This window comes from Pseudomonas sp. SC3(2021) (assembly GCF_019856535.1).
Classification (GTDB): domain Bacteria; phylum Pseudomonadota; class Gammaproteobacteria; order Pseudomonadales; family Pseudomonadaceae; genus Aquipseudomonas; species Aquipseudomonas monsensis.
Genome location: NZ_CP082236.1, coordinates 4,262,530 through 4,274,919, shown reverse-complemented (window position 1 = coordinate 4,274,919; position 12,390 = coordinate 4,262,530). Strand labels below are relative to the sequence as shown.

12 protein-coding genes and 2 pseudogenes are annotated in these 12,390 nt (G+C 62.5%); 8 read left to right on the top strand and 6 right to left on the bottom strand.

What is annotated here, in order from left to right; all coding sequences use genetic code 11:
- On the bottom strand, positions 1 to 1,083 hold the full coding sequence (locus tag K5Y35_RS19180; RefSeq protein WP_222832622.1) for a hypothetical protein: 1,083 nt from the start codon (positions 1,081 to 1,083) through the stop codon (positions 1 to 3).
- 206 nt (positions 1,084 to 1,289) lie between these two features.
- Here K5Y35_RS19180 and K5Y35_RS19175 point away from each other — a divergent pair, with 206 nt between their 5' ends.
- Positions 1,290 to 1,565 (top strand): hypothetical protein, encoded by a 276-nt coding sequence (locus K5Y35_RS19175; RefSeq protein WP_123462668.1) that lies wholly within the window; start codon positions 1,290 to 1,292, stop codon positions 1,563 to 1,565.
- 71 nt (positions 1,566 to 1,636) lie between these two features.
- Here K5Y35_RS19175 and K5Y35_RS19170 read toward each other — a convergent pair whose 3' ends face one another.
- Both K5Y35_RS19170 and K5Y35_RS19165 read right to left on the bottom strand, forming a co-directional pair.
- On the bottom strand, positions 1,637 to 2,695 hold the full coding sequence (locus K5Y35_RS19170) for a hypothetical protein (protein WP_261991202.1): 1,059 nt from the start codon (positions 2,693 to 2,695) through the stop codon (positions 1,637 to 1,639).
- A 112-nt stretch (positions 2,696 to 2,807) separates the two neighbouring features.
- Positions 2,808 to 3,014, bottom strand: coding sequence for a hypothetical protein (locus K5Y35_RS19165; RefSeq protein WP_222832620.1), 207 nt, complete (start codon positions 3,012 to 3,014; stop codon positions 2,808 to 2,810).
- A gap of 25 nt (positions 3,015 to 3,039) precedes the next feature.
- Between K5Y35_RS19165 and K5Y35_RS19160 the strand changes: the two are divergent.
- The 4 genes and pseudogenes from K5Y35_RS19160 to paoC form a co-directional block, all read left to right on the top strand.
- Positions 3,040 to 3,318 (top strand): annotated as a pseudogene (locus tag K5Y35_RS19160) (L-lactate permease); the annotation flags it as partial.
- 267 nt (positions 3,319 to 3,585) lie between these two features.
- Positions 3,586 to 4,209, top strand: coding sequence for an aldehyde dehydrogenase iron-sulfur subunit PaoA (gene paoA / locus K5Y35_RS19155; protein WP_123462662.1), 624 nt, complete (start codon positions 3,586 to 3,588; stop codon positions 4,207 to 4,209).
- Positions 4,206 to 5,162, top strand: a complete 957-nt coding sequence (locus tag K5Y35_RS19150) for an FAD binding domain-containing protein (protein WP_222832619.1) — start codon at positions 4,206 to 4,208, stop codon at positions 5,160 to 5,162. The genes paoA and K5Y35_RS19150 overlap by 4 nt, the downstream gene beginning before the upstream one ends.
- Positions 5,159 to 7,357, top strand: coding sequence for an aldehyde oxidoreductase molybdenum-binding subunit PaoC (gene paoC, locus K5Y35_RS19145; protein WP_222832618.1), 2,199 nt, complete (start codon positions 5,159 to 5,161; stop codon positions 7,355 to 7,357). The genes K5Y35_RS19150 and paoC overlap by 4 nt, the downstream gene beginning before the upstream one ends.
- Before the next feature lie 81 nt (positions 7,358 to 7,438).
- Here paoC and K5Y35_RS19140 read toward each other — a convergent pair whose 3' ends face one another.
- Positions 7,439 to 7,915: a cupin domain-containing protein gene (locus K5Y35_RS19140; protein WP_123462657.1), complete on the bottom strand. Its 477-nt coding sequence runs from the start codon at positions 7,913 to 7,915 to the stop codon at positions 7,439 to 7,441.
- Between the two features lie 130 nt (positions 7,916 to 8,045).
- Between K5Y35_RS19140 and K5Y35_RS19135 the strand changes: the two genes are divergently transcribed.
- Positions 8,046 to 8,939, top strand: a complete 894-nt coding sequence (locus tag K5Y35_RS19135; protein ID WP_123462655.1) for a LysR family transcriptional regulator — start codon at positions 8,046 to 8,048, stop codon at positions 8,937 to 8,939.
- 6 nt (positions 8,940 to 8,945) lie between these two features.
- Here K5Y35_RS19135 and K5Y35_RS19130 read toward each other — a convergent pair whose 3' ends face one another.
- Positions 8,946 to 9,890 carry an aldo/keto reductase gene (locus K5Y35_RS19130; protein WP_222832617.1) on the bottom strand — a complete coding sequence of 315 codons (945 nt, stop codon included), beginning with the start codon at positions 9,888 to 9,890 and terminating at the stop codon, positions 8,946 to 8,948.
- Positions 9,891 to 10,001: 111 nt separating this feature from the next.
- On the opposite strand from K5Y35_RS19130, the gene K5Y35_RS19125 reads away from it, so the two are divergent.
- Positions 10,002 to 10,772 carry an alpha/beta hydrolase gene (locus K5Y35_RS19125; protein WP_222832616.1) on the top strand — a complete coding sequence of 257 codons (771 nt, stop codon included), beginning with the start codon at positions 10,002 to 10,004 and terminating at the stop codon, positions 10,770 to 10,772.
- Between the two features lie 260 nt (positions 10,773 to 11,032).
- Positions 11,033 to 11,899, top strand: a complete 867-nt coding sequence (locus K5Y35_RS19120; protein WP_186744241.1) for a CAP domain-containing protein — start codon at positions 11,033 to 11,035, stop codon at positions 11,897 to 11,899.
- Between the two features lie 62 nt (positions 11,900 to 11,961).
- On the opposite strand, the pseudogene K5Y35_RS19115 reads toward K5Y35_RS19120, so the two are convergent.
- Positions 11,962 to 12,213: pseudogene (locus K5Y35_RS19115) on the bottom strand (DHH family protein); the annotation flags it as partial.
- Positions 12,214 to 12,390 lie beyond the last annotated feature (177 nt).

Genomic DNA, 12,390 nt, shown 5'->3' with positions numbered 1-12,390 from the left:
TCATTCTCCTTGCACGTTGGGTTCGATCTGCTGATTGGTCGATTGCGGCGGCTGCCATTCGACACGATTGCCCCCCAACCCGACCGACGGCTCATCAGTGCCGCCCAGATTGCGCTCGACTTGCCCGGCCATGTGCAGCGTGCCGGCCATGACGCCGGTGGTCGGGTTCTGCACCAGTTTCAGCCACGCCTTGTCGAAGGTATTGCCCAGACTGCTGCGAATCAGCGCCTCGCTGTCGGGACGGTCATTGGCCTGCAGGATGGCGCGAATGCCCGCCACCCCGACGGAGATCATGGCCCCCGCCAGTTTCCCCGCCGCTGCCGCCACCGCACTCGCGGCGCCGCGCGGGGCCATTTCCGCTTCCATGCGCTGGCTGGCGCGTTTGGCCACGGGCGCCATGCCCGCGTCGGTCGAGGCAATCCCTTTGGCCCCGCCGTCGGTGTGGATCTTGTCGATCAGCGCCGCATAGGCCGGTAGCGTGTTCAACGGTTCGGTGCTGACCACCTGATACAGCGAAGCATCCCGCGCCGGCGGCGGACCGAGGGCAATCGCCGGGATCTTCTGCAACCGCCCGTTGAGCTGCGCAACCGGCACGCCATGACGCCGGGCGATGAGCGGCATCTGCTGCGCCATCAGTTGCGCATAGAACGCCGTGGCCTGGCCGAGGATCGCGTCCGGATCAATCTCGACCGCCACCGGCGCCAGCACTCTTTCCTGATATTGCTCAAGCAGATACGCCGCCAGGCGCTTGGCCGAGGCGTCCTGCTCGCCACCGGCGCTGAGGGTGTACCAGCTGACCTTCATCGACAGCCATTCCTGAGTCCAGTAGCTGCTGAACCACGGGATGAAATTTTCTTCAGTTTGCTGATAGACGCGAGTACGCCAATGTTCCATCGAACCACGGGCGAAAACCTTGACTTGCTCGGTGGACTGCTGCGAGGCGCTGACGATTTCACGGTCGATCTGCTGCCAGGTGGCCGGCGACACCACGATGGCCTGTGGCGCTGGCACCGGGGCCCGCGCCGATGTGGCACAGCCAGCCAGCAGAAACAGTGCGGCAACCACCAGCGCGCGCAGGTCCACGGTGGGGTTTTCCTTGAGATGAGTGGGAGGCAGATTTGAGTATAGGTGGGTCAGTCGAGCCTGATGCTGGATGCACCGACCTCATCGCCCGCCCGAAACCCGAACCATCAACGCCATCAATACTCACCATTGCGACGATTGCCTTCCACCCGCCGCCCTTCAAAGGCACGATCCACCCATCCGAGACACAACGAGGAGTTCACATCATGATTCACACCATCGTCACACTCTCCGTGAGTTTCCCGGTGTTCGGCAGCAACTATTATGCTCAGCACGCGGTGTCGCACAAAGCCCGGGCGCTGGTGTTCAACGAAGATTTCGAAGACCTGCTGATGCCTGCCGCCAGCAATCATTTCAGCAATGAAGTGGTCGGTTTCAACGATCAGTTCCGTTTTCTGAGCGACATTCTCGCCACCCATTTGCTGGATCTCGAGGCCTCGCTGCCTGCGCGATCCCGCGTCCAGGCGAGCGCTCACTTTTAATCGCAGCACGCACAAAAAAGCCCACTGGCCGTTTCGGCGCAGTGGGCATTTTCACATCGGCCTTACTGAGATCAACGCTTCCAGCAGTCGGCGTAACGTGAGCAGACGTCGTACTGGGCATCCATCTTGGCCATGCGCTCGAGATGGCGTCCGACGGTTTCAACCACCACGCTTTTTGACGACTGGAAGTAGTACATGATCATGTCGGTCTCCATTTCGTTCGGCGCGGCGTTAACTTGTTTACCGTCCGAGCCTTTGAGCCTAGACCAATCTTTCAGGCGCTTGTCATCGACACTGCGCAAACGCTGGCGATACTCGTCGCTGGCGCGCTTGATCGCCTCGTCGGCATTACTGGCGTTCTCGGTATCGAACTGCACCAGATTCTGGCGGTACAGCGTCCAGTAATCGTCCGGCAGGGCAATGTTCATTTTGGCCTTGCGCTCACTGATCAGCGAATCGAGCTTTTCCGGGGTAACCGTCGTCGGCTTCGTTGCGCCAGACTTCATCACCACAAAGAGGCTGCCATTGACGATACGGTCGATCATGGCCGTGCGTTCCGGGGTGTCCGGCAGCAACGCCGGCGGCTTCGGGAAGATCGCATTGCGCCCGGCGCAGGCCGCCAGTCCTTCGCGTTTGATCGCAACCGGTGTGCGCACATCCTTGCCGTCGATACGCTGCACACGCTGCATCAGCGTCGAGCAGTGACGCCCCTTGAGGTCGAGGGTCAGTTCGTACTCCGTGCCACGCTGCGGCTTGAAGGTGAAACCGGACCCGCACACCGCATACCCGACCTGAGTGTTGACCTTCAGGTACATGTCCTTTTCCGGCGGCAGTTTGATTTCCAGATAGCCTCTGGCCTTTTCCGGCGGGGCCACCGACATGCCGACCCGACGCTGGCTGTCGGCGATGAACAGATTGTTGATGATGCCGGTGGTCTGCCCGTCGCAATGCTCGGCATCGTAATAGTCCACCGTCGCGTTATCGGTATTGGCAACAAAGCGCAGCTTGGCGGCATCGGGATCGGCAGCATCCTGATAGGTGCCCATCTGCGTGCAGCCTGACAGCAAAAGCGCCGACAGAACGGCACCGACAACAACGGGTGAGCGACGCAACGAACAAGCGACAGACATGATCATCCTTGAGGGGAAGGGGCAAAAAAACGCCGATGCTACTGAATTGCCATCATTGCGTCCAGCCCCTCCCTTCGCACGATTCCAGCCTCTTGCGGAGCGCGGGATTCAGTCAGTCATCATCCCGATCGCGGTAGTAGCGACGGCCATCACGGCGGTCGTCATCCCAGTCATCCCAGCGCCGGTCATGATCGTAATAACGCTCATGATCGCGGTCGTAGTGCCGGCCATGGCGGTGACCCTCATCAAAATCCGCCACACATCCGCCCAGCAAAACGGCGGCAGTCACAGTCAGCAGCATCGTTGTCACGCGCTTCATTCAACACTTCCCTAAAACCAAGGTCTTGACGACGGAATCGGCCAACGCTGCCCTCGCCTTCAGGACGCGGTGCGCGCAGCCGCAGATAAGACCGGGCAAAGCGCCGATGATTCACTGGCCAGCGATGGACGCGACCATGGGCCTGGCATTCGCGGCGACGGGGCTTTTCTATCCGATGTCCGGCACCTTGCTTGGTTGGCTCGGGGTGGCGTTGACCGGTTCGGACACGGCCTCCAACGTGCTGTTTGGCGGGTTGCAGCGGGTCACATCGGAACAGCTCGGCATCAGTCCGGTGTTGATGGCGTTTGTGAGAGTCTGCTCGCTAAGGCGCTGTGTGATTCAGCCAACAGGCTGACTGATCCGACACTGTCGAGAGCAAGCTCCCTCCCCTGTGGGCGCTGAGTCGCGCAGCAGACTCATGAGCTCTGCGCATAACTCTATAGCGAAAATCCGCAAAAACCTTTTCCCCTCCGTGCAGGTCATTTCAAGAACGAGACCGGCAAGCATGCCGGCGCGCCCGATTGGGCCTTCAATCCCTGCCGTCCTGATTAAGCCAGAGAGGAATCGAAGCATGACGATTTCCCGACGAAGATTCCTGATCCTCGGCGCGGTGACCGCCACCGCGTTTGCAATGCCGCCTTTCATTAGCCTCAAGGCCTACGCGGCCAGTCTGGAGCAACCGGCCATGGCCAAAGTAACCCTCAACGTCAACGGTAAACCTCAAGCCCTTGAGGTCGACAACCGCACCACGCTGCTCGATGCGCTGCGCGAACACCTGCACCTGACCGGCAGCAAAAAAGGCTGCGACCACGGCCAGTGCGGCGCCTGTACCGTTATCGCCGATGGCCGCCGCATCAATGCCTGCCTGACCCTGGCAGTGATGCACGAAAACAGCGAGATCACCACCATCGAAGGCCTTGGCATGCCCGACAGCCTGCACCCGATGCAAGCCGCGTTCATCAAGCACGACGGCTACCAGTGCGGTTACTGCACGCCAGGGCAGATCTGCTCGGCGGTGGCGGTGCTCAAAGAGATTCGCGAGGGCATTCCCAGCCACGTCAGCCCCAGCCTGACCGAAGCGCCGCAACTGATCGCCAGTGAATTCCAGGAGCGCATGAGCGGCAATATCTGCCGTTGCGGCGCCTACTCCAACATCATCGAAGCCATCACTGAAGTCGCGCAGGTGCCCGCATGAGACCGTTCAATTACAGCCGCGCCGATTCTCCTGCCGCAGCCGCAGCGCTGGCGGCACAGGTCGAAGGCGCGAAGTTCATCGCCGGCGGCACCAACCTGCTCGACCTGATGAAACTCGACATCGAAACCCCGCTGCATCTGATCGACGTCAACCACTTGGGCCTGGATCAAATCGAAGCCACGCCCGACGGCGGACTGCGCATCGGTGCCCTGGTGCGCAACACCGACCTGGCCGCCGACCACCGCGTGCGCAACGACTACGCCCTGCTCTCCCGCGCCTTGCTCGCCGGTGCCTCCGGCCAATTGCGCAACATGGCCAGCACCGCCGGCAACCTGCTGCAACGCACACGTTGCCCGTACTTCTATGACGTCAATCAGGCCTGCAACAAGCGTCAGCCCGGCAGCGGTTGCGCGGCGATTGGCGGGGTCAGTCGGCAACTGGGATTGATCGGTGTCAGCGACGCCTGCATCGCCACCCACCCCAGCGACATGGCGATTGCCATGCGCGCACTCGACGCGCAGGTGGAAACGGTGAAGCCGGACGGCACCACCCGCAGCATCGCCATCGCCGATTTCCATCAGCTCCCGGGTAACACACCGAACGTCGAAACCAGCCTCAGCCCCGGCGAGTTCATCACTTCGGTGACGCTGCCCGCCCCGGTCGGTGGTACGCACCTTTATCACAAGGTACGCGATCGCTCGTCGTACGCCTTTGCCCTGGTGTCGGTCGGGCTGATTCTGCACAAGGATGGCAGCGGTCGTGTGGCGGTCGGCGGCGTCGCGCCGAAACCTTGGCGGGTCGAAGCGGCCGAAGCGCTGCTGCCCAACGGTGCAAAAGCGGTCAGTGAGCGCCTGCTCGACGGCGCCACGCCGACCCACGACAACCAATTCAAACTGACCCTGGTCGAGCGCACGCTCGGCTCGGTGTTGGCGCAAGCGAGGGAAGACGCATGAAATTCGACACGCCCGCCACCACCAACCCGATCGACCAGTTGAAGGTCGTCGGCAAACCCACCGACCGCATCGAAGGCCCGCTGAAAACCAGCGGCCAGGCGCCGTATGCCTACGAGCAACACGAGGCCGTGGCCAATCAGGCTTACGGTTTCATGGTCGGTTCGGCCATTGCCAAGGGTCGGATCACCCACATTGATCTGGACGCCGCCAAAGCCGCGCCCGGCGTACTGGCCATTGTTACCGCCGCCAACGCCGGCAAGCTCGGCAAAGGCAAATACAACGCGGCGCCGCTGCTCGCCGGTCCCGAGGTGCAGCACTATCACCAGGCTGTGGCACTGGTGGTCGCCGAAACCTTCGAGCAGGCTCGCGCCGCCGCGCAACGGGTCAAGGTCGATTACGTCGCGGACAAAGGCCAGTTCGATCTGGCCAACGTGCGTGACCAGGGTGTCGAAGACAAAGACGAATTGCCCGACGTCACCCATGGCGACTTCGACACGGCCTTTGCCGCCGCCCCGGTGCAGTTCGACCAGACCTACACCACCCCCGATCAATCCCACGCGATGATGGAGCCGCACGCCACACTCGCGGCGTGGAAAGGCGATCAACTGACCCTGTGGACGTCGAACCAGATGATCGCCTGGAGTGTCGACGACGTTGCCACCACCCTCGGTTTGCCCAAGGAGAAAGTCCGCCTGATTTCGCCCTACATTGGCGGCGGCTTCGGCGGCAAATTATTCATCCGCGCCGACGCGATCCTCGCCGCCCTCGGCGCGCGCATGGCCGGCAGACCGGTGAAAGTCGCCCTCGCCCGCCCGCAAATGGCCAACAACACCACCCACCGCCCGGCCACCATCCAGCGCATTCGCTTGGGTGCCACGGCCGACGGCAAGCTCAGCGCCATTGCCCACGAAGGCTGGTCGGGCAACCTCAAGGACGGCAAGGTCGAAGTCGCGGCGCAGCCAAGTCAGTTGCTCTATGCCGCCGAAAACCGCCGGGTGACCATGCGTCGGGCGCCGCTGGATCTGCCCGAGGGCAACTCCATGCGTGCGCCGGGTGAAGCCCCAGGCCTGATGGCTCTGGAGATCGCCATGGACGAGATGGCCGAGCAGCTCAAGCTCGATCCGGTCCAGTTCCGCATCCTCAACGACACCCAGATCGATCCGGTGAAAACCGAGCGTCCGTTCTCCCAGCGACGCCTGATCGAATGCCTGCAGACCGGCGCCGAAACATTCGGCTGGAATCAACGCGCTGCCACCCCTGGCAGCCGCCGCGAAGGCCGTTGGCTGATCGGCATGGGCGTCGCCGCAGCGTTCCGCAACAACCTGCTGCTCAAGTCCGGCGCACGGGTGCGTCTGGAACGTGATGGCAAGGTCACGGTGGAAACCGACATGACCGACATCGGCACCGGCAGCTATACGATCATCGCGCAGACGGCGGCCGAGATGATGGGGGTGGCATTAGAGGATGTCGTGGTGCGTCTGGGCGATTCGGATTTTCCGGTGTCGTCCGGTTCCGGCGGACAATTTGGCGGCAACTGCTCGACGGCCGGGGTGTATGCCGCGTGCATGAAGTTGCGTGAAGCTGTCGCTGGCAAATTGGGCATGGCAGCGGATCAGGCAGCGTTCGTCGACGGCCAGGTGAGCGTCGGCAGCAAGCGCGTGCCATTGCGCGATGCCGCGCGCGATGGTGTGGTGGTGGCTGAGGACAGTATCGAATTCGGCGACCTGGACAAGCAGTATCAGCAGTCGACCTTCGGTGCGCATTTCGTCGAAGTGGCGGTGGATGCCGCCACCGGTGAAGTGCGTGTGCGACGCATGCTCGCGGTGTGTGCCGCCGGGCGCATCCTCAACCCGAAAGCAGCGCGCAGCCAGGTGATCGGGGCGATGACCATGGGCGTCGGTGCAGCGCTGATGGAGGAGCTGGCGGTGGACAAGAAGCTCGGTTTCTTCGTCAACCATGATCTGGCCGGATATGAAGTGCCGGTGCACGCCGACATTCCGCATCAGGAGGTGATCTTCCTTGACGAGACCGATCCGCTTTCGTCGCCAATGAAGGCGAAGGGTGTAGGTGAGCTGGGGATTTGCGGGGTGAGCGCGGCGGTGGCCAATGCAATCTACAACGCCACCGGAGCACGGGTGCGCGAGTACCCGATCACCTTGGACAAGATTCTCTCGTCCTTGCCCGAGATGATCTGAAAGCCCCTCACCCTGACCCTCTCCCAAAGGGAGAGGATTGGGTGAGGGCCTTGTAGCACATGGGCGTGGGGAACTGGTGCGTCACTCACTCCGCGGATATTGCGCCTCCCCTACTTGCTCCATCCACTCCACCACCTCGCCGTCCAGCACCTCGGCAATCGCAATGTGCGTCATCGCCGTCGTCGGTGCTGCGCCATGCCAATGCTTCACATCTGGTGCAATCCACACCGTGTCGCCAGGGCGAATCTCGCGTATTGGCTGGCCCCATTCCTGCACGAAACCGGCACCGGCCGTCACGATCAACGTCTGCCCCAACGGGTGGGTGTGCCATGCCGTCCGCGCTCCCGGCTCGAACGTCACCGTGGCGCCGCTGACCCGCGCGGCATCCGAGCCCTTGAACGGCGCATCGACCCGCACGATTCCGGTGAACCAATCCGCCGGGCCGCGGGCCGAAGGTTGTGAGCCATTGGGCGTGACCGTCACGCGTGCACTTTCATTGGCCTGCACATCCGCAGCCAACAGAGACAACGTCAACGCTGAAGCAGTAATCGGGTTCATGACATGCCCTCCAGAATGCAAAAAAAATCGGTAGGTGCAGCCTTCGGCAGCGCCTGCAGGTCACTTTAGCGGGCTGTACTCTTCAGATAATCGACTAGAATTCGAAAAAACTTATGCAGGACATTCATCAATGCTTCGGGAAAACGCCACTGACCTGCTCGCCTTCCTCGCCGTCGCGCGCGCGCGTAGCTTCACCAAGGCAGCCGCCAAACTGGGCGTTTCGCAATCGGCACTCAGCCACACCATCCGCGCCCTCGAAACCCGTCTGGGCCTGCGCCTGCTGACCCGCACCACTCGCAGCGTTTCGCCAACCGAGGCCGGCGAACACCTGCTGCAAAGCATCGGCCCGCGTTTCGAAGAGATCGAGCGCGAACTCGCCGCCCTGAGTCACCTGCGTGAAACCCCGGCCGGCAGAATCCGCATCAGTGCCACCGACCATTCGCTGGACTGGCTGCTGCGCCCGGTGCTGCAGACTTTTCTGCCCAAGTATCCGGACATCGCCGTCGAGGTCTGCTGCGATTACGGCTTCGTCGATATCGCGGGACAAGGCTTCGATGCGGGCGTGCGCCTGGGCGAGGACGTCGCCCAAGGCATGATCGCCACCCGCATCGGCCCGGACATGCGCATGGCGGTGGTCGGTGCGCCGGAGTACTTCGCCCGTCATCCGGCACCGCACACCCCACGGGATTTGACCGGGCATGCCTGCAACAACCTGCGCCTGCCGACCAACGGCGGGCTCTATACCTGGGAGTTCGAGAAGGATGGCGAACGCCTGAAAGTGCGTGTCTCGGGGCAGATCACCCTGAACGGCGTCTACCCGCTGCTCAATGCGGCGCTGGATGGCTTTGGCCTGAGTTACATCCCGCAGAACATCGTCGCGCCGTATCTGGCCGAGGGCCGTCTGCAGCAAGTTCTGGAGGACTGGTGCCCGACGTTCGCCGGCTATCACCTGTACTACCCGAGCCGACGCCAGGCGGCACCGGCGTTTGCCTTGTTACTGGAGGCGTTGCGGTTTCGCGGTTGAGCGGCCCTAACCAAGCAACGCAATCAGCTGGTGCCGCTGCGCATCCGTCAACATCGGCCCGAACCCGGCCCGGGCGTTATCGGCCATGTAGCGCGGATTGCTGGTGCCCGGAATCACACAGGTCACCGCTGGATGCGCCAGCAGAAACTTCAGCGCCAGTTGGGGCCAGCTGTTGACCTGCACGTCCGAGACCCAGCCCGGCAGCGGCTTGTCCTTGAGCCTGGCGAGCACGCCACCGCCGCCAAACGGCCGGTTGCAGATCACGGCCACACCGCGCTCGCGGCACAGCGGCAAGAGGCGCTTTTCCACACCACGATCGTCGAGGGCGTAGTTGATTTGCAGGAAGTCGACGGGCTCGGCCTTGAGTACCGCTTCGACTTCGTCATAAGCCGAAGGCGTGTAATGGGTGATGCCGATGTAGCGGATGCGCCCCTGCTCTTTCCACTCCCGCAGGGTCGGCAGGTGGGTTTGCCAGTCGAGCAGGTTGTGGATCTGCATCAGGTCGATGCGTTCGGTGCGCAGCAGGCTGAACGACTGCTCCATCTGCGCGATGCCCTCGGCGCGCCCGCGGGTCCACACCTTGGTGGCCAGAAACGCTGGCGAGCGCGGTTCGTGGATCGACAGCAGTTCACCGGTGGTCTGTTCGGCACGGCCATACATCGGCGAGCTGTCGATGACAGTGCCGCCCTTGCCGAACAACTCATCGAGCACGGCCGGCAGTTGCCGGTAGACCGGATCGCCCGGCGCAACGTCAAAACCGCGATAAGTGCCCAGGCCCACCATGGGCAGCGACTCGGAGCTTGAGGGGATGACGCGGGTCTGCATGGTCTGGCCTCCGGAAATCGCGGGCGTGGTGGCAATGGCCAGCGCCCGCTCAAGGGTGAAGACCGCCGAAACCCCGGCAGCCAGTGTGAGCAATCGGCGACGGGAATAACCCTCAGTGTGGCTCATGCTGGTTCTCCTGCTGCCTGGATCTGTTGCACGTTGTGTGCGCAGGCTGTCCGCTCGCCATGCTGGACTACACTGCGACAGCGAACCCTCACACCCGTTAAAAGTAGCCGAATGTCCCGACGCCTGATGTCACTCGTCGCCTTGATCGTTGCCCTGTACCTGGCGCTGTGCGCCGCGCTGTTCGTGTTTCAGCGCTCGTTGATCTACTTCCCGCGGCCCGCTGCGGTCGAAGCAGCGGACGCTCGCCTGAAACTGTCGATGCCGGATGCCGACGTTTGGGTGACCACGCGCGCACGCGCCGGACCGCGAGCAGTGATCTATTTCGGCGGCAATGCCGAGGACGTGTCGCGCAATCTACCGGGGTTCGCCGAAGCCTTTCCGGATGACGCGCTGTATTTCCTGCACTACCGGGGCTTCGGCGGCAGCGGCGGCTCGCCGTCCGAGGAGGCAATTGCCGAGGACGCCCTGGCACTGTTCGATCAGGTGTACGCCAGTCATCCACAGATAGCCGTGGTCGGACGCAGCCTCGGTTCCGGCGTTGCCGTACGCCTGGCCAGTCAGCGCCCGGTGCAGCAACTGATTCTGGTGACGCCGTATAACAGTCTTGAAGAAATCGCCGAACAGCATTATCCGTGGCTGCCGGTGAAATGGTTGCTCAGGGATCGCTTCGAGTCGGGCAGGTACGCCGCGCACATCCGTGTGCCGACGTTGCTGCTCGCGGCAAGTGATGACGAGGTGATTGCGCGGGCCAGTACCGAGCGCTTGCTGGACAGCTTTCCCAGGGGTGTGGCGGTGTTGAAGGTGGTGCCGGATTCGGGGCATAACTCGATCTCCGAGCGGCGGGAATATCTGCAGTGGATGAGGGATGTGTTGAATCGCTGAGGGTCGTGTGGCTTTCAATGGCTCCATCGCGAGCAGGCTCACTGCTACAGAGGAATGCATTTCAACTGCAGGAGTGAGCCTGCTCGCGACAGGGCCATCCAAGGCCACTTGAATATCTGCTTGACCCACGCTTCGTCGCCTCGAAAAAAAAGCCTTTGCCGCCTCTTGAACCAAGTCCGAAAAGCCCAGTCCTACGCGCGCCGTGTTCTGCGGTGAACCCCACTCAAGCGCTGTTCCCCTTTTTCAGAGCTGTCTGTCCCATGCGCCACGCCGTCCGTTCGTCTCGCTTCGTTTCGCTGTGCCTGCTGATCCTTTCGCCGCTGTTCGCTGAAACCGCCCACGCGGGTGCGGAACGGCAACTGGTGGCGGCCATCAATGACTACCGTGCCCATCCGCAACGCTGCGATCGCCGCCCCGCACAACGCCTGGCGCCCTTGGCATTGAAGTCGAACCTGGCCTTGCCGATCGGTTATCGCTACGCCGGTGGCATGCGTGAAGCGTTGAAGTCGTCCGGGTATTCCGCCGTGGCGGTGCGCAGTATTCGCGTGGTCGGTGCCGAGGACGCCGAAGCAGCCTTCGACCTGCTCCAGAACGACCACTGCGCCGCGTTGCTGGATGCGAGCTACGCCGACATCGGCGTCAGTCGTTCGCGCAATGAATGGCAAGTGGTGCTGGCACAGCCGGTGCTCGACAGTCGTGTTGGCGATAACCGCAGCGTCGGCAAGGCGTTGCTCGCCGAGGTCAACGCCGCCCGGGCGCGGCCAAGAATGTGTGGCCGTCAGCGGTTCGCCGCCGCCCGCCCCTTAAGCTGGAATGCCGCGCTCGGTGCCGCCGCGCAGGGCCACAGCAAAGCGATGGCCTACGGCAACTATTTCGCTCACCGCGATCCGGACGGTGACCTGCCCGCCGACCGCGCCCGGGCAGCGGGCTACCGTGGCCGGCAAATCGGCGAAAATATTGCCGCCGGGCAGAGCTCACCGGGCAAGGCGATGGCCGGATGGCTGGCCAGCCCCGGGCATTGCGCCAACCTGATGAACCCGATGTTCACCCAGGTCGGCGCCGGCTTCGCCAGTGAGGCGCGCAGCGATGAAGGGGTTTACTGGACGATGGTGTTTGGCGCGCCTTGATGGCCAGCGCACAGTCCCAGTTTCAGTAATTCCTTGCGTAGCATGGAAGAATTCACCAGCCGCGCGAGCACCGCATACGCCTGCACATCCTGCGCCGTGGTCATTTGCCCGGTGAAATTCAGGGTGTTGTCGAGTATCGACGTAGCCAGGAGCGCAGCGCTTTGCTGACTGATCTTCAGCAACAAGTCCGCCTTGTCCCAACGCTGAAAGACCTGTGTGACGGCAGCACCGATCGGCTGGATATCGGCGGCAGAGCCGAGTCTCTGCGCTCAGTACTGCTCGTAACCGGGATGATGGTCGATGACTTCCACCTCTTCTGCGATGGAAATCCGCCGGGTAGCCCAATTGCGTAACGGTATTGGACAGGTGGTTTTCCTGTTACCCCCCACTCCGAACCCGTTACCCTGTGTTTCAGGCAGGGGCAAAATTGCACACGCTGATGACGGAAACATGACAAGACGAAGAGATTTCGACGTCTGAACAATGACAAC